The 18,125-nt window shown below is 36.2% G+C and carries 17 protein-coding genes, 2 pseudogenes and 1 other annotated feature; all 19 genes and pseudogenes read left to right on the top strand.

What is annotated here, in order from left to right; genetic code table 11:
• Window positions 1-59: 59 nt before the first annotated feature.
• The 19 genes and pseudogenes from murB (at window position 60) to ileS (ending at window position 18,004) form a co-directional block, all read left to right on the top strand.
• Window positions 60-968: a UDP-N-acetylmuramate dehydrogenase gene (gene murB, locus K9V48_RS00200; protein ID WP_224135753.1), complete on the top strand. Its 909-nt coding sequence runs from the start codon at window positions 60-62 to the stop codon at window positions 966-968.
• A gap of 385 nt (window positions 969-1,353) precedes the next feature.
• Window positions 1,354-2,145 (top strand): cell division protein FtsQ/DivIB, encoded by a 792-nt coding sequence (locus K9V48_RS00195; protein WP_224135751.1) that lies wholly within the window; start codon window positions 1,354-1,356, stop codon window positions 2,143-2,145.
• The gene (locus K9V48_RS00190) at window positions 2,135-2,839 is read left to right on the top strand and encodes a DUF881 domain-containing protein (protein ID WP_224136091.1); all 705 of its coding nucleotides are present in this window, start codon (window positions 2,135-2,137) and stop codon (window positions 2,837-2,839) included. The genes K9V48_RS00195 and K9V48_RS00190 overlap by 11 nt, the downstream gene beginning before the upstream one ends.
• A 61-nt stretch (window positions 2,840-2,900) precedes the next feature.
• Window positions 2,901-3,629, top strand: a complete 729-nt coding sequence (locus tag K9V48_RS00185; protein ID WP_224135749.1) for a DUF881 domain-containing protein — start codon at window positions 2,901-2,903, stop codon at window positions 3,627-3,629.
• Between the two features lies 1 nt (window position 3,630).
• On the top strand, window positions 3,631-3,990 hold the full coding sequence (locus K9V48_RS00180; protein WP_224135747.1) for a small basic family protein: 360 nt from the start codon (window positions 3,631-3,633) through the stop codon (window positions 3,988-3,990).
• Window positions 3,991-4,151: 161 nt separating this feature from the next.
• Complete coding sequence (gene ftsA / locus K9V48_RS00175; RefSeq protein ID WP_224135745.1) at window positions 4,152-5,438, top strand: cell division protein FtsA; 1,287 nt, start codon at window positions 4,152-4,154, stop codon at window positions 5,436-5,438.
• A 41-nt stretch (window positions 5,439-5,479) separates the two neighbouring features.
• Window positions 5,480-6,436, top strand: a pseudogene (gene ftsZ / locus K9V48_RS00170) (cell division protein FtsZ); the annotation flags it as partial.
• Window positions 6,437-6,508: 72 nt separating this feature from the next.
• Window positions 6,509-6,634 (top strand): annotated as a pseudogene (locus K9V48_RS29950) (cell division protein FtsZ); the annotation flags it as partial.
• A 741-nt stretch (window positions 6,635-7,375) separates the two neighbouring features.
• Window positions 7,376-8,308 carry a sigma-E processing peptidase SpoIIGA gene (gene spoIIGA, locus K9V48_RS00165; protein WP_224135741.1) on the top strand — a complete coding sequence of 311 codons (933 nt, stop codon included), beginning with the start codon at window positions 7,376-7,378 and terminating at the stop codon, window positions 8,306-8,308.
• Window positions 8,309-8,663: 355 nt separating this feature from the next.
• Window positions 8,664-9,383 carry an RNA polymerase sporulation sigma factor SigE gene (sigE, locus tag K9V48_RS00160; protein ID WP_111615060.1) on the top strand — a complete coding sequence of 240 codons (720 nt, stop codon included), beginning with the start codon at window positions 8,664-8,666 and terminating at the stop codon, window positions 9,381-9,383.
• Window positions 9,384-9,486: 103 nt separating this feature from the next.
• Window positions 9,487-10,308, top strand: coding sequence for an RNA polymerase sporulation sigma factor SigG (gene sigG, locus K9V48_RS00155; RefSeq protein ID WP_410429637.1), 822 nt, complete (start codon window positions 9,487-9,489; stop codon window positions 10,306-10,308).
• Between the two features lie 176 nt (window positions 10,309-10,484).
• A complete protein-coding gene (locus K9V48_RS00150; protein WP_224136087.1) occupies window positions 10,485-10,742 on the top strand; it encodes a YlmC/YmxH family sporulation protein in 258 nt (85 codons plus the stop codon).
• 92 nt (window positions 10,743-10,834) lie between these two features.
• A complete protein-coding gene (gene pgeF, locus K9V48_RS00145) occupies window positions 10,835-11,665 on the top strand; it encodes a peptidoglycan editing factor PgeF (protein WP_224135731.1) in 831 nt (276 codons plus the stop codon).
• Window positions 11,666-11,672: 7 nt separating this feature from the next.
• The gene (locus K9V48_RS00140; protein WP_224135729.1) at window positions 11,673-12,359 is read left to right on the top strand and encodes a YggS family pyridoxal phosphate-dependent enzyme; all 687 of its coding nucleotides are present in this window, start codon (window positions 11,673-11,675) and stop codon (window positions 12,357-12,359) included.
• Window position 12,360: 1 nt separating this feature from the next.
• The gene (locus tag K9V48_RS00135; protein ID WP_224135728.1) at window positions 12,361-12,813 is read left to right on the top strand and encodes a cell division protein SepF; all 453 of its coding nucleotides are present in this window, start codon (window positions 12,361-12,363) and stop codon (window positions 12,811-12,813) included.
• A 7-nt stretch (window positions 12,814-12,820) separates the two neighbouring features.
• Window positions 12,821-13,084 (top strand): YggT family protein, encoded by a 264-nt coding sequence (locus K9V48_RS00130; RefSeq protein WP_224135726.1) that lies wholly within the window; start codon window positions 12,821-12,823, stop codon window positions 13,082-13,084.
• Window positions 13,085-13,151: 67 nt separating this feature from the next.
• Complete coding sequence (locus K9V48_RS00125) at window positions 13,152-13,928, top strand: YlmH family RNA-binding protein (RefSeq protein WP_224135724.1); 777 nt, start codon at window positions 13,152-13,154, stop codon at window positions 13,926-13,928.
• A gap of 448 nt (window positions 13,929-14,376) precedes the next feature.
• Window positions 14,377-14,883 carry a DivIVA domain-containing protein gene (locus K9V48_RS00120; RefSeq protein WP_224135723.1) on the top strand — a complete coding sequence of 169 codons (507 nt, stop codon included), beginning with the start codon at window positions 14,377-14,379 and terminating at the stop codon, window positions 14,881-14,883.
• A gap of 61 nt (window positions 14,884-14,944) precedes the next feature.
• Window positions 14,945-15,177 (top strand) — a binding site (T-box leader).
• A 58-nt stretch (window positions 15,178-15,235) separates the two neighbouring features.
• Window positions 15,236-18,004 carry an isoleucine--tRNA ligase gene (ileS, locus tag K9V48_RS00115; protein ID WP_224135720.1) on the top strand — a complete coding sequence of 923 codons (2,769 nt, stop codon included), beginning with the start codon at window positions 15,236-15,238 and terminating at the stop codon, window positions 18,002-18,004.
• The last annotated feature ends 121 nt before the right edge of the window (window positions 18,005-18,125 follow it).

The raw sequence follows: 18,125 nt of genomic DNA, 5'->3' as shown, positions 1-18,125 counted from the left end.
CGGCTTGTTTACTCTAGGCTTATTTGGGTACTTCCAAATTTCAGAATTAGGAGGATATTATGTCTAATCTATTTATGGATTTAAAAAAAGCCGATATTGGAAAAGTAAAAGAAAATGAACCATTATCAAAACACACAACGATGAAAATTGGTGGACCAGCGGATTTATTTTTTGAACCGAACAATCAAGAAGCTTTATCTAAGGCTTTGCGAATTATTAATAATTATGGAGTAAAGTGGCGAGCCATTGGAAGAGGGTCGAATCTTCTCGTTGCAGATAAAGGAATTGAAGATGTTGTAATAAAGCTTGGCTCAGGAATGGATGATTTTGAATTAAGCGGGGAAACACTAACAGTTGGTGGAGGATACTCCATCGTCAGGCTCGCCACAACGATAAGTAAAATGGGTTTTTCAGGATTAGAGTTCGCTAGTGGTATTCCTGGCTCAATAGGCGGTGCTGTGTATATGAATGCGGGTGCTCATGGATCTGACATGTCTAAAATACTTGTAAAGGCACATATCTTGTTTGCAGATGGAACGATCGAATGGTTAACGAATGAAGAGATGGAATTTTCTTATCGTATGTCAATTTTACAAGAAAAAAAACCAGGTATATGTATCGGTGCGGTATTGAAATTGGAAAAAGGTGAAAGAGCAGATATTGTAGCTGTTATGCAAAAAAATAAAGATTATCGAAAAGATACACAACCATGGAATTTTCCATGTGCAGGCAGTATTTTCCGAAATCCATTACCGAAATATGCAGGCCAGCTAGTAGAAGATGCAGGCTTGAAAGGCTATCAAATCGGTGGTGCGAAAATTTCAGATATGCATGGTAATTTTATTGTAAATGCAGGTGGTGCAACATCCAAAGATGTACTAGATCTAATTGATTTCATAAAAAAAACTATTTATGACAAATATGCGATTATGTTAGAGACAGAAGTTGAAATAATCGGTCGTAATTAGTCATAAACCTCCCCATTATTTCCTTTTATTGTGTTATAATAACATAGTGAAATTTGTTTTTTTGTAATGAAAGGCATTCTTTATTACTAGTAACAAACGGCATCATAGTATGCCGTTTGTTTTATCGTTAATCATTACGAGGTTAATAAATTATATGCGAAAAATGCGAAAAATAAGGACAAAGGTTTACTTAAAGAAAAGCTAAAGAACATCGTATGTTTACGAAAAAAAATAACATGAATAGTTAGTTGTTTTTTTCCGCAATCAAAACGAATGTCTTTTCATTCTCTAACCGAAAATTTCCTGTAATTAAGAAGAAACTAAGTCTAAATTGAAATGAATGTAGATTATCTAGGGAAACTCTACTAGGGTGGGGTGAAAATGATTGGAGAAAAAAGTTGTTTCGTTAGAAGACCGCATACCAAAATTACAACAACAGCGAAAACAAAAAACTAATCGCAGACTTATTTCGTTTTTATCTGTGTTTTTTTTCCTTGTTTTACTCGTTATTTACTTTCAATCTCCCTTAAGTAAAGTAGCTAGTATTTCAGTACAAGGAAATGAAACACTTGATTCAAATAAAATGATTGAAATGAGTGGTATTACTACATCAACGGGTTTTTGGAGCATCAATGCCGAAAAAATAAAGAATGCTTTTGGAAATCAATTACAAATCAAAGAAGTAACAGTACAGAGGAAATTGCCAAACCATATCGTATTAGTTATAGAGGAACATGAGAGTATCGCTTATCTTGAAAGCGATGGATCGTATTTACCTATTCTTGAAAGTGGACAAGTATTAAAGGATCGAAAAGAAAATGTTCCCGCGGACGCTCCACTGTTAATAAATTGGAAGAAAGAAGAAGATATTAAAGAAATGATTAGTGAGTTGAAAAAATTATCTCCGGGTATTTTTAATTCTATTTCTGAGATCCACCATACTCCTACTAAAACTGATCCTTGGTTGGTTCGACTCTATATGAATGACGGTTTTGAAGTGATTGCCACAGTTCGAACTTTTTCTAAGAAAATGGACTCGTATCCAGCGATTATTAGCCAGCTTGATAATCATGATACGGGGGTTATTCACCTAGAAGTAGGATCGTATTTTGAAGCAGTTGATACAATTGAAACAAAGGGGGAGCAGAATGAGGACGAAAATGAAATTGAGGGGTAGATATGTTATTTTATCCCTTGTCCTCCTAGTTTTAGGTTTTTTAATCTCTTATTCCTACCAGCTTACAAGTGAACGAAACCTAGATCATGCAATTTCTAGTGAACAATGGAAAAAAGAGTTTGAAACAAGATCTCTGCTCATTGAAAAAGAAGAAAAAAACAGTGATCTACAAAAGATATTATTTGAAAAACAAGAAGAAGTTAAGGAAATTGAGCGATCTTTAAAGGATCAAAAACAAGTTTATTATAATCTTGTTGAAGATGTGGAAAAGTTTCGTATGTATGTAGGAGATCTTCCCGTTGCCGGAAATGGTGTGCGAGTGACATTAGAGGATGCATCTTATATTCCTGATGGTGAAAATGTCAATAATTATATTGTGCATGAGAGTCATATATTCAATTTGATAAACGAATTAAATATATCAGGTGCAGAAGCGATATCGATTAATGGCCAAAGAATATCAAGTGATTCTTATATTCATTGTAATGGACCCGTTATAACTGTCGACGGGAAGCAGTTTCCAGCCCCATTTGTTATTTCTGCTATTGGAGATCCAAATGTCCTCACACCAGCCTTGAATATTGCTGGTGGAATTATTGACCAACTAGCCTATGATAATATTGTAGTGACTGTTGAAAATAAAGCAGAAATTAAAATGGATCCATTATTTCATGATCAACGCGTATCTTCTTAAATAGAAGAATACCCAAATAGGTTACTTAAGAATAATTGGAAAGACAGATAGGTGGTTTTAGTTGAGGCAAACAAATTGGAAAAAGGGGATAAGTTTTTCAGGTTTAGCCCTTATTTTTGGACTGATGCTAGCGATACAATATCAAACGATAAAAGAACCGGTTATTAGAGATACACGTGATATGTGGCAACTTAGGGAAGACTTAAAAACTGAGCAGCAATTACAAGTTGAGTTACTATCCGAAATTAGAAAATATAATGATATCATCCAAACCTACAAGACGGAAGAAAATCAAAATCCGGAAGCCGCTCTAAAAGAAACTTTGAATGTGCTAAAAAAAGAGGCTGGGCTTACTGAGGTTACTGGTCAAGGAATTATTATCACAATTGACACTTTATTTTCCGAAGAATTAATTGGTTCTCCTATCCCAAAAATTTCACCTGGTCTATTAAACCGATTAATTAATGAATTAAACTCCTATGATGCCGAAGAAATTTCAATTCAAGGGAGACGAATTATTAATTCTTCAGTCATAAGAGATATTAATGGTCAAACGAAATTGGATAACTACAACTTACATACGTTTCCAATCGAGATTAAAGTGATTTCAGAAGATGCTCATAAGATTTATAATCGAATGAGTGCATCGACAACAGATGAGGACTTTGCGATAGATAACTTACGACTTGCAGTTTCTAACCCGATTGAACATGTGACGATACCCGCTTATGACGGCACAATTCGTGTAAAGAATATGAAGCCATTAGAATTAAATGAAGGGGGAAAGTAAGATGTGGCTTCCTATACTAGGTCTATTATTGGGTGTTCTTTTGGGTTTAATGTCTGAGTTACGTATTCCCCCTGAATATTCGAATTATTTATCGATTGCTATTTTAGCTGCGCTTGATACACTATTAGGTGGTATTCGAGCACATTTACAAAATATTTACGATGAAGTCGTATTTGTTTCAGGCTTTTTCTTTAACATCATTTTAGCTGCAAGTTTAGCTTTTCTCGGTGTTCATCTTGGTGTAGACTTATATTTAGTCGCTTTATTTGCTTTTGGAGTAAGGCTTTTCCAAAACATTGCGGTGATTAGAAGGATTTTAATATCGAAATGGTCATCGAGAGAAAAAAAATTAAAAAAATGAATTTTAAAAAGGGTATATCAAGTGTTTGACGAATAAACACTAGTAAAGAAAAAATCAAGTGAATAATAAAAATGTTATGAATATGTATAACTAGATTCATTGTCATGTTGATCTTCAACGAATAAAATAGAAAGTAATGATAGATGAGGAGGTGCCTTAGAATGAACAGCAATGAACTATTTGTAAGTCTTGACATCGGTACATCCAGTGTTAAAGTAATTATTGGTGAAATGTCAAAAGATACTTTAAACATTATAGGTGTAGGTAATGTAAAATCAGAAGGATTAAGAAAAGGATCTATAGTCGATATAGATGAAACAGTTCATTCTATAAAGAAGGCCGTAGAGCAAGCCGAAAGAATGGTTGGAATCTCCTTGAAACGGGTAGTCGTTGGTGTAACCGGTAATCATGTTCATTTACAGCCTTGCCATGGAGTAGTCGCCGTTTCAAGTGAAAATCGAGAAATTTCTAATGAAGATGTAAGAAGAGTGATTGATGCAGCACAAGTCATTTCAATTCCACCTGAACGCGAAATAATTGATGTCATTCCTAGGCAATTTATTGTTGATGGTTTAGATGAGATTAACGATCCGCGGGGGATGTTAGGTGTTCGCCTTGAAATGGAAGGGACCATTATTACAGGCTCTAAAACGATTTTACATAATTTATTACGATGTGTTGAGCGTGCTGGTTTAGAAATCACTGATATTTGCTTACAACCTCTAGCTGCCGGTTCTGTTGCATTGTCTAAGGACGAGAAGAATTTAGGAGTAGCGCTAATTGACATAGGTGGTGGATCAACGACGATTTCTGTTTTTGAGCAAAATCATCTTTATGCAACTAGTGTCCTTCCAATTGGTGGAGAGCATATTACAAAGGATTTATCAGTAGGTCTCAGAACAACAACAGATGAAGCTGAACGTATTAAAGTCAAATATGGACATGCCTATTATGATCATGCATCTGAAGACGAGATTTTTGAAGCTTCAATTATAGGCTCTGATCAAAAAAAATCATTTAACCAATTAGAAATTGCTGATATTATTGAAGCAAGACTTGAAGAAGTGTATGAACTTATTTTATATGAATTAAAAAGACTCGGTGTTGGCGAGCTACCAGGAGGGTTTGTTTTAACAGGTGGGACTGTTAAAATGGCTGGTGTTCTTGAGCTCGGACAAGCCGTCTTACAAAATAGTGTGAGAATTGCAAGTCCAGACTATATTGGTGTGAGAGAACCTCAGTATATGACTGGTGTAGGTTTAATCCAATTTGCACATAAAAACGCTAAAATTCAAGGTAGAACAATTAGTTCAAATGTTTCAGTAAATGCTGTGGAAGTAGCTGCAACAAAAGAAACGCAACATCAACGAACAAAACCACAGCAAAAACAACAAGAGGATAAAAAAGTAAATAAAGTAAAGAAGTTCTTTGGCTACTTCTTTGAATAGTTCACATCATTTAGTCATTTGATGGATTAGGAGGATTTCGCATGTTGGAGTTTGATACAAATATTGACGGCTTAGCTACCATAAAAGTAATTGGGGTAGGTGGCGGTGGAAATAACGCTGTTAATCGAATGATAGAGCACGGTGTTCAAGGGGTTGAATTTATTGCTGTCAACACAGATGCACAGGCGTTAAATTTATCTAAAGCAGAAGTAAAAATGCAAATTGGTTCAAAGCTTACACGTGGATTAGGTGCAGGTGCAAATCCTGAGGTTGGTAAAAAAGCTGCTGAGGAAAGTAGAGAGCAGATTGAAGAAGCATTAAGCGGTGCTGATATGGTATTCGTAACAGCTGGAATGGGTGGAGGAACAGGTACTGGTGCAGCACCTGTCATCGCTCAAATTGCAAAGGATTTAGGGGCTTTAACGGTTGGTGTTGTAACGAGACCATTTACGTTTGAAGGCCGAAAACGTGCAATGCAAGCTGCTAACGGTATTTCTGCAACGAAGGAATCAGTTGACACACTTATCGTGATTCCAAATGATCGCTTGCTTGAAATTGTCGACAAAAATACACCAATGCTTGAAGCATTTAGAGAAGCAGATAACGTATTACGTCAAGGTGTTCAAGGTATTTCTGAATTGATCGCTGTTCCAGGATTAATAAACCTTGACTTCGCTGACGTAAAAACGATTATGTTTAATAAAGGTTCTGCATCGATGGGAATTGGGATTGCAACAGGGGAAAACCGCGCTGCTGAAGCTGCTAAAAAGGCTATTTCAAGTCCATTACTTGAAACATCAATTGATGGCGCTCAAGGTGTTCTTTTGAATATAACCGGGGGATCCAACTTAAGCCTTTATGAAGTTCAAGAAGCGGCAGATATCGTCGCAACTGCATCAGATCAAGAGGTTAACATGATCTTTGGTTCTGTCATTAATGAAAACCTTAAGGATGAAATCGTTGTAACTGTGATTGCTACAGGGTTCACAGAGCATGAAATTAACCCTTTAAAGCAGCCATCACGACAATTCGGTACAAGCAGTAGTAATACTACTAGTACAAAACCACCTGCACCTAAACGTGAGGTTAAGCGCGAAGAAACAACTCAAGAAGTCCCAACACGTAACAATGTTCAATCATCAGATGATGCGTTAGATATACCGACATTCTTAAGAAATCGGAATAAGCGTCGATAATAATCAAAAGATAAAGCGAGCCTTCCGTTAGTGGGGCTTCTTTGTTCCCCACTGATCTTCTTTTGTTTCAATTTTATCTTTTTGGTAGAGGTTTTACTGCCGTTAAAAATGGAATAAGATATAACAAAAAAGTACTAAATCATTCATGATTTAGTACTTTTTTGTTATATCAGCATTTATAAATTTTGCTTCGAGAATTGTTCAGTGCAAGCGTCCGACCCCTCTTGGGTCTACAGCCACTCAGGAATTGAAAGTAAGAACACACCATATCTATTCCTGAGCGTCTTATTTGCCCGAGGCTGAACAAGGTGCTTGCGCTTTTCTTAATCGTTTAGGAAAATTTTTTTACTATGGATAAGCGCACATTCTACAATTTTTAGGGTGGGTATTACCTGGTTGTATTCCGATTGAAAACAAAGTTTAAGATAGTACTAGATCTGACTTCATTCATGGCCACGCAGAAATACCCTTTAGAACTCGACAAAAATTCTAATATTCCTTCAAAAATACTTACATTTTCACGGCAGTAAGTGACAGACTTCCTAACTTTGACAGCTTATACTAAATGCTAATGGATCTTCAATAATTTACGATTTAAATTCGTCACAGCAAATTGGTTTTTCATTTCGTGTGACATAGAAGCGGAGGTTGTGGATATGAACCCTCAAAAGATGGTAGATAAATATAGAGGCTGTTCTAGTTGCCGCAGAATTTGACATTACCAAGGGAAAGGGGTAACAGATGACTATCTATTTAGACGTTATTTGGCTCTTAAACTTTTCCTTTGATTTGTTCCTACTCTTATTAACTGCGATTGCATTGAAAAGGAAAATTGTCAAGATCCGACTTCTCTTAGCAGCTCTTTTGGGCTCAAGTATTGTTCTCTTAATGTTTACACCACTAGTTTTTACTGTAAGTCATCCAATTGGGAAAATGATCTTTTCGATGATGATGGTTTGGATTGCTTTTGGTTTTTATCGATTTAGCTACTATTTTCAAAGTTTGCTAACCTTTTATTTTGTCACCTTTATGGTAGGAGGTGGAATGATTGGTGTTCATTATTTATTGCAAGTGGAAATGAGTTACTTAGATGGAGTTCTGATGACAAATACGAATGGTTTTGGACACCCAATAAGTTGGTTATTTGTTCTAATAGGCTTTCCGCTTTTATGGATATTTTCGAGAAATCGACTAGAGGGTGTAGTTGCAAAAAAAATCCACTTTGATCAATTGGTGACTGTGTCAATAAGAGTGGATACAACTGAGTTTACGTTAACAGGATTGGTTGATAGTGGGAATCAGTTATTTGATCCGATCACGAGAAGTCCAGTTATGATTATAGATACATTGAAGGCCCAGAACTATATACCGGATCAGCTTGTAAATCAAGCCATTCAAGATGATGTAATGAAATCAATAAGTGAAAGTGCTAACGAAAGTCACCCTTGGGAGCATCGAGTCCGCATTATACCATATCGAGTTGTTGGAAGTGAACATCAATTTTTATTAGGATTTAAACCTGATGAAGTGTGGATAGATACGAAAAGTGAAAAAATCAAGGTGCAAAAAACGATTGTAGGTTTGAATCGGACGAATTTATCCTCGGAAGATGAATATGAATGTATTGTCCACCCAAAGATGCTTCAAGGTCAGTCAATCGGGTATGTATCTTAACGTATGCTTACTATTATCTTACTCCGATAACATTTTTTTAGAAGTCAAGAATAGAGAAGTTTGTTACCATTTTTTTGCCTACGGTGACTAGTAAGTTGAGGGGAGAGAACATCTTCCATTATTATGTCCGTCTTTGTTATATCTCTAGCTAACCAGCATATGTGCATTTTTTATTGTATAGGATTATAAAATTATTGAACTGTGGATAAGCGCACGACATCCAGCGCAAGCGTCCGGCTCCAAGGTCTAGCCACGCATGAATTGAAGACAAAAGTACGTCTTTCTATTCATTCGCGTCTTATGCCTGCCTTAGGCTGATCAAGGCGCTTCTGCTTTTGTTCGAAGGGGGAGGAAAATGAAAAAATTAAAATTACATCTTACTTACCTATGGTATAAGCTATTAATCAAGTTAGGAATCAAATCTGATGAGATTTATTATATTGGTGGAAGTGAAGCATTACCACCACCGCTCTCAAAGGATGAAGAGGAAGTATTATTACAAAAACTCCCTACTGGTGATAAGGCGGCTAGGTCGATATTAATTGAACGAAATTTACGTTTAGTCGTCTATATTGCCCGTAAATTTGAGAATACAGGAATTAATATTGAAGATTTAATTAGTATTGGCACAATTGGCTTAATCAAAGCTGTTAATACATTTAATCCGGAAAAGAAAATTAAGCTAGCTACATATGCTTCACGCTGTATTGAAAATGAAATTCTTATGTATTTACGTCGAAATAATAAATTACGATCTGAGGTTTCCTTTGATGAACCGTTAAATATTGATTGGGATGGGAATGAGTTACTTTTATCAGATGTATTAGGTACAGAGGATGATATCATTACGAAGGATCTTGAGGCAAATGTTGATCGTAAGTTACTAATGAAGGCCCTTCAGCAGCTGAATGATCGAGAGAAACAGATAATGGAACTTCGCTTCGGATTGCAGGGGGGAGAAGAAAAAACGCAAAAAGATGTAGCAGATTTGCTGGGTATTTCGCAATCGTATATTTCTAGACTTGAAAAGCGGATTATTAAAAGATTACAAAAAGAATTTAACAAAATGGTTTAAAAAATTTTTTTTTAGGATGTACATTCCGTATTGTATCAATAAAATTTAGCATTTTACCCTTTCAATCAAGAATAGCTTGTGCATATTTTTTCCTCCTGAGGAGATACTTAACTCTGTACAGCAACTCCTGTTAGGAGGGAAAGATGTGACTAGAAATAAAGTCGAAATTTGTGGAGTAGATACCTCTAAACTTCCAGTCCTTAAGAATGAGAAAATGAGAGAGTTATTTAAGCAATTACAAAGTGGAGACTTATCAGCAAGAGAAGAGCTGGTGAACGGCAACTTAAGATTGGTACTCAGTGTAATCCAGCGATTTAACAACCGAGGAGAATTTGTTGACGATCTGTTTCAAGTTGGATGTATTGGACTAATGAAATCTATCGATAATTTTGACTTAGGTCAGAACGTCAAATTTTCAACATATGCTGTACCAATGATCATCGGTGAAATTCGTAGATACTTAAGAGACAACAATCCAATTCGTGTCTCACGTTCACTGCGAGATATCGCTTATAAGGCACTCCAGGTTAGAGAACGTCTTATGAGTGAAACATCACGGGAGCCAACTGCTGAAGAAATCTCAAAGGTGTTAGACATTCCACATGAAGAGATTGTTTTTGCACTAGACGCCATTCAAGATCCTGTTTCATTATTTGAGCCCATCTATAATGATGGTGGAGATCCGATTTTTGTCTTGGATCAGCTTAGTGATGAAAAGAATCGAGATATTCAATGGATTGAAGAATTAGCTTTAAAAGAAGGCATGAGACGTCTTAATAGTCGAGAAAAACTCATTCTTAGAAAACGGTTTTTTCAAGGAAAGACTCAGATGGAAGTGGCTGAAGAAATTGGAATTTCTCAAGCACAAGTGTCACGTTTAGAAAAAGCTGCAATCAAACAAATGAATAAAAATATTCAAAATTAAGGCTACTCCTCGTGAGTAGTCTTTTTTCGTCCATAAAAAGGAATAAACTTTAAAACTTACTTTTAAAAAATATTTAAAATCAACGGGATAGTTTCTTCTAACTCATACATAGATATGTTATATGAGTCATGAATAAAGTTTCAAAAGTGAAACGACATCTTGAAATAGGAGGCGGTATTATGTTTATTTCAGAATTTCAAACAAAGGATGTTGTAAATGTGTCTGATGGGAAAAAGATGGGGATGATTGGGGACTTTGATATAAATGTTACCACAGGTAAAGTTCAGGCAATTATTATTAATGGTCAAGGGAAAATGTTGGGCTTTTTCGGAAAAGACGAGGAATTCGTCATTCCGTGGCGAAATATAGTGAAGATAGGAAAAGATGTCATTCTTGTTAGAATAAATCGACAAAACGAGATTCAAGATGAATAAATTGTCATTCTAACTAAACCTTATGGGGAAGATGTGTTAAAATAAGTGCGATAGCTTTATTTTAATGTCGAAAACAAAGGGTTGAATAATCAATGACTGTAGAACCATTTAAACAAAAAGAAACGACCTTCTTGTCTCTCACACATTGGGAAGGGCTTTTAAAAGATTTAACTGTAGGATTCACGACAAAAAATGGTGGAGTTAGCAGCGAAGAATTTTCTACATTAAACCTCGGACTACATGTTCATGATCAAACACAAAATGTTGTGAATAACAGAGAAATCCTAGCCCGCAAATCTTCTTTTTCAATTGAAAATTGGGTGTTTGCTGAACAAATTCATTCAACTCATATAGAGAAAGTGACACATAAAGAACGTGGCAAAGGTTTACATTCATATGATGAAGGGCTTTCAAAAAGTGATGGACTTTATACGAATGAATCAGGAGTTATGCTGGCATTATGTTTTGCAGATTGTGTACCACTCTATTTCATTGCTCCTAATGAGTCATTAATTGGTGTTGCTCATGCTGGCTGGAAAGGTACAGTAAACGATATTGCTGGAGAGATGATAGGGAGATGGAAGAATGATGAAGGCGTCAATCCTCATGATGTTAAAGTTACCATTGGTCCAGCAATTGGACCATGTTGTTACGTTGTAGATCAGCGGGTAATATCGTCGATTAACAAGGATGCCATTAAACATTACCCATTACCATATAGCACTGTATCTGAAGGACAATATAAACTAGACTTAAAATCGCTTAACAAGTACTTACTTCTTAATGCAGGAGTAAAGGAAGAAAATATCACAATTTCACAGCATTGTACAAGCTGTGAAAATGATACGTTTTTCTCTCATCGACGAGATGGAGGAAAAACAGGTCGAATGTTAAGCTTTATTGGTATAAATAAGGAGGCTTAACTTTGTAATGAACGTGCAGGGAAATTATCAAGAGATACGCAAAAAGATTACAGCTATTTGTGAACGAACTGGAAGAAATACAGAAGATGTTAAAGTGATTGCTGTGACTAAATATGTTAGTATCGAACGTGCAAAAGAGGCAATTGATGTTGGTGTCCAACATTTAGGAGAAAATCGTGATGAAGGACTAAATAGTAAATATCAAGAGATTGGTGAAAAGGCAATTTGGCATTTTATTGGATCGCTTCAAACAAGAAAAGTGAAAACAATCATCGATAAGGTAGAATACATACACTCTTTAGATCGCCTTTCATTGGCACAAGAAATTAATAAACGTGCAAGCAGACCAATCAAGTGTTTTTTACAAGTAAATGTATCTGGAGAAGAATCGAAGCATGGTTGCTCACCAGATGAGGTGGAAGGTTTAGTAACAGAAATGGAACCATTATCAAACATTGAAATCGTTGGCTTAATGACGATGGCTCCATTTACAGATAATAAGGAACATATTCGAACCTGTTTTAAACAATTAAAAGTACTCCAACAAAAAGTCCAAGCATTACAACTTTCCAAAGCACCGTGTCAGGAACTATCTATGGGGATGTCTAATGATTATGAAATTGCCATTGAAGAGGGAGCGACCTTTATTCGAATAGGAACCTCACTCGTTGGAAATGAAAACGGAGGTGTATAATGTGTCGATTAAAAATCGGTTTAAAAGCTTTTTTGCTTTAGATGATGAGGAGTATGAATATGTTGAAAATGATGAGATGCGCGATGTAGAGGAGGAACAAAAGGTAGTACAACAAACACATAAACCACAATCACAATCACAGAAACAAAATGTTGTAAGTTTACAAAGCATCCAAAAATCCTCTAAAGTCATTTTAAGTGAACCAAGAGTTTATGCAGAAGCTCAGGAAATTGCAGATCAACTAAAAAATCGTCGAGCTGTTGTCGTGAATCTTCAAAGTATTCAAAAAGACCAAGCGAAACGCATTGTTGATTTTCTTAGTGGAACTGTTTATGCAATTGGTGGTGATATTCAAAAAATCGGTATGAATATCTTTTTATGCACACCTGATAATGTGGATGTATCAGGATCGATTTCCGAGCTATTATCAGAACAAGAACCTCAAAGGTGGTAGACAAAATATGGACATTCTGTTTAGTTTGCTTAGCACATTGCTAAGGTTTTACTCGTATGCGATCATCGTATACATTTTACTTTCATGGTTCCCAGGTGCAAGAGAATCTGGTTTTGGCCAATTTTTGGCTAGAATAACTGAACCATATTTAGAACCATTTCGAAAAATTATTCCACCGTTAGGAATGATTGATATCTCGCCAATCGTCGCTATTTTGGCATTGAATTTTGCGCAATATGGTATTGCAGCACTTTTTAAAATGATTAGCTAAGGGACTTTAGTAGGTCCCTCTTTTTATTCTCATACAATAGGAAATACGCATTAATGGAGTTGGGTCAATGGAACAATTATACCAACACTTTCGTGGTGAAGAACGCCATTTTATCGATCAAGTTCTAGAATGGAAGGAAAGTGTACTCAATCAATATAGCCCAAAGCTAATAGATTTTTTAGATCCCCGCGAACAAGAAATTGTCTCGAGTGTGATTGGTGAAAATACAGATGTGAAAGTATCCTTTTTAGGTGGTGTTGATGAAACAGAACGTAAAAGGGCTTTATTATATCCTGAATATTTTCAACCTGAAAAGGAGGATTTTAAGTTAACTCTTTTTGAGGTGCAGTATGCTAGTAAATTTGTCAACCTTGACCATAGACAAGTTCTTGGTTCATTAATGAGCTTAGGATTAAAGCGTTCAAAATTTGGTGATATCCGTTTCTTTCAAGATGTTGTACAGCTAGTTTGTGCAAGTGAAATTGCTGATTACTTAAGAGCTAATTTCCAAGAAATTGGTCGTGCGAAAATTAGCCTGAAAGAAAAGGATCTTAATGACTTAATCCCACTGGTAGAAGAATTGCAGGAACTCGTTACTACGGTCTCATCGTTGCGCCTCGATGTAGTAGGTGCAGCAATTCATAATATTTCACGACAAAAAATGCAACCACTTATTACGAATGGACATGTAAAAGTGAATTGGAAAACGGTAGAATCGGTGTCCTTTGAATGTCGCGAAGGTGATACACTTTCTGTACGTGGTTACGGTCGCAGTAAGGTGGCAGTAATTGAAGGTAAGACAAAGAAAGATAAATGGAGAATTGTTGTACATAAACAAAAATAAATTTGTCGCAAATGAACTGGTAGTAAAACCCGACCTCATGTCGAAGAAGTATAAGTGGAAGTCAAGCTGTTCATTAAGGCATAGGTAATTTTTGATTCCCGTCAGTTTTATCTAGAAAACTAAGGGGAGGGGAATTCTCAGTTTATCCCGCATTAACGGACAGTAATACCCCCACCTTAGAGCTTTTAGTGAATCAAAGAAGCGAAGGTGAGGGATAACTGCCCGTAAAAGCTAAGGTAAGTCTCGCTAACCATCAGTGGGGATAGAGAAAACCCCTACTGATGGAAGTCTCGCTTTATCGTCAGAAAATTGTAGAAAACAGACCCATATATCTTATGAAAATAAAAATATTTCAACGAATTAAAGGGATTTTCAACAAACCTGTCGAAATATGATTTATAATGTTGTCAAGGATTAACTATTTCACTACATATTGGAGGTGGCATCCGTGCCTTTAACACCGTTAGATATCCATAATAAGGAATTTAATAAAGGGTTTCGTGGATATGATGAAGATGAAGTAAATGAATTTTTAGATCAAGTAATTAAAGATTACGAAATGATTATCCGCGAAAAGAAAGAACTTGAATCAATAGTAACTGAACTAACTGAAAAATTAGGTCACTTTACAAATATTGAAGATACTTTGAATAAATCAATTATTATTGCCCAAGAAGCGGGAGAAGAAGTAAGACGTAGTGCCCAAAAAGAATCAAAGCTGATTATTAAAGAAGCTGAGAAGAACGCTGATCGTATTATTAACGAATCATTAGTAAAATCTCGAAAAATTGCAATGGAGATTGAAGAGCTTAAGAAACAATCAAAAGTTTTCAGAACTCGTTTCCAAATGCTTATCGAAGCACAGTTGGACTTGCTTAAAAACGATGATTGGGATCATTTATTAGAATATGAAGTAGAGCCTATTTTTGAAGAAGCGGAAGAATCTAAAAGCTAGACTTGACTTTATGAATTTCATTCGCATATAATACGAAAACGAACATAATTTTTTCATTTATTTAAAAACAGTGACAGGGAAAAGTAATCCTTTTCAAACCTTATTTAGCGAATCGAGGATGGTGGAAGCTCGATATGAGGAAAAAGGATGAAGATCACCCTAGAGTTCCAAGCTGAACAATGATTTAAGTAAGCTATGGCGATTCATTCTCGTTACGAATGATAGAGTGGATTAATGTTATTTTTTATTAATCTAATAGGGTGGTACCGCGAGATAAACCTTCTCGTCCCTTTTGGGATGAGGGGTTTTTTGTGTTTTTAAAAGATTTTTTATGAAAGATGGAGGAATGAAAATGGAATATAAAGATACTCTTCTAATGCCAAAAACGGAATTTCCAATGCGTGGAAATCTACCGAACAGAGAACCACTAATGCAAGAAAAATGGAAAGAGATGGATATTTATAAAAAGGTACAAGAGCATACAAAGGATCGCCCTCTTTTTATTTTGCATGATGGTCCTCCATATGCAAATGGAGACATCCATATGGGGCATGCGCTAAATAAAATCTTAAAAGATTTTATTGTCCGTTACAAATCAATGAGTGGCTATTGTGCCCCATATGTTCCAGGTTGGGATACACATGGTTTGCCAATTGAAACAGCTCTTACGAAAAATAAAAAAGTAAAAAGAAAAGAAATGTCAGTAGCAGACTTCCGTAAGCTTTGTGAAGAGTATGCTTGGCAGCAAATTAATGGTCAACGTGAGCAATTCAAGCGTTTAGGTGTTCGTGCTGATTGGGATAATCCGTATGTGACGTTAACTCCAGCTTATGAAGCACAACAAATTAAAGTTTTCGGTGACATGGCTAAAAAAGGCTATATTTATAAAGGTCTAAAACCTGTATACTGGTCACCTTCAAGTGAATCAGCATTAGCAGAGGCAGAAATTGAATATGCAGACAAACGTTCAGCATCTATTTATGTTGCATTCCCTGTAAAAGATGGAAAAGGTGTGTTATCTACTGATGAAAAAATCATCATTTGGACAACAACACCTTGGACCATTCCGGCAAACCTTGGGATCTCGGTTCATCCAGAATTAGAATATAGTGTTATTGCAGTAGATGGGGAAAAATTCGTCGTTGCCTCAGCGCTAGTTGAATCCGTGGCAAAAACGATCGAATGGGAAAACTATGAGGTCGTTCGAACAATTAAAGGCGTCGAACTTGATCGAGTTGTTGCAAAACACCCATTATATGACCGTGATGCACTAGTTATGCTTGGCGAACATGTAACGAGTGATGGCGGTACTGGATGTGTTCATACTGCACCTGGTCATGGTGAAGACGACTTTATCATTGGTCAGAAATATGGTTTAGATGTTTTATGTCCAGTTGATGAAAAGGGATATATGACAAAAGAGGCTGAAGGCTTTGAGGGATTGTTTTATGATGAAGCAAACAAGCCAATAACTGAAAAATTAGAAGAAGTAGGAGCACTATTAAAACTTCAATTTATTACCCATTCTTATCCGCATGACTGGAGAACAAAAAAACCGACGATTTTCCGTGCGACAGCTCAATGGTTTGCATCGATTAAAGATTTCCGTGAAGATCTGTTAACGGCTATTAAAGAGACAAAGTGGGTTCCAGCTTGGGGGGAAACAAGACTTTATAACATGGTTCGTGATCGTGGTGACTGGTGTATTTCACGACAACGTGCTTGGGGTGTACCAATTCCAGTATTTTATGCAGAAAATGGAGAGCCAATTATTACAGATGAAACAATTGAACATGTTTCAAACTTATTCCGTGAACATGGATCAAACGTTTGGTTCGAGCGTGAGGCAAAAGAACTTTTACCAGAAGGTTTTACTCATGAAGGAAGTCCAAATGGTATCTTTACGAAAGAGACAGATATTATGGATGTTTGGTTTGACTCTGGATCATCTCACCAAGCGGTTCTTTTAGAGCGAGATGATTTACAAAGACCAGCAGATTTATATCTTGAGGGATCTGACCAATATCGTGGTTGGTTTAACTCTTCGTTATCTACTGCTGTTGCCGTGACGGGTAAAGCACCATATAAAGGCGTGTTAAGTCATGGTTTTGCACTTGATGGTCAAGGTCGAAAAATGAGTAAATCAATAGGAAATACGGTTATACCTGAGAAAGTTATGAAACAACTAGGCGGAGATATTTTACGCTTATGGGTAGCATCTGTTGATTACCAAGCGGATGTAAGAGTATCGGATGCCATTTTAAAACAAGTTGCAGAGGTTTACCGTAAAATTCGTAACACATTCCGTTTCCTACTTGGAAATCTTGCGGACTTTAATCCTGCAACAGATACAGTAAGCTTAGAAAACCTTCGCGATGTTGATCGTTATATGCTTGTTAAGCTAAATAACCTTACAAAGCGTGTAAAAGAAGCTTATGATCAATATGAGTTTGCAGCAATTTATCATGCTGTCCATAATTTCTGTACAATTGAATTGAGTGCATTCTACTTAGATTTTGCGAAAGATGTATTGTATATCGAATCAAAAGAAAATCAAGAAAGACGTGCAATTCAAACTGTACTACATGAAACATTATTGTCACTTGTTAAATTGGTTGCACCAATTCTTCCACATACTGCTGATGAAGTGTGGGAACACATTGATTCTGTGCAGGAAGAAAGTGTTCAGTTAGTTGATATGCCAGAAGTGAAAACATATTCACAAGCTGATGAGTTAGAGAAAAAATGGGATGCATTTATGTCATTACGAGATGACGTATTAAAAGCACTAGAAGTTGCTCGTAATGAAAAAGTGATTGGAAAATCATTAACAGCAAGTATTTCACTTTATCCAAATCATGATGCAAAAGTATTGCTTGAATCAGTTGAAGAAGATTTAAAACAATTATTTATTGTTTCAGGATTTGAAATTGCTGGTGAATATGATTCAGCCCCAGAAAATGCGCAGAGCTTCGAATCCGTTAAAATCGTTATCACTCAAGCTGAAGGTGAAACATGTGAACGTTGTTGGATTGTTACACCTGAAGTCGGCCAAGTAGCAGAACATCCGACATTGTGTCAACGTTGTGCTTCAATCGTTAGTGAACACTATACAGTATAATAACTAAGTTAAGAGCGAGGGTCAGACCCCTATAGAGTGTAAAGTTAAGTAATTAGCTAACACTTTGTAGGGGTCTGACCCTTTTAAGGAAAAATCTGAAAAGGGTGAGTAGCGGATCCTC

Source organism: Metabacillus rhizolycopersici, from assembly GCF_020075705.1.
This window is presented reverse-complemented; position numbering and strand designations above follow the sequence as displayed.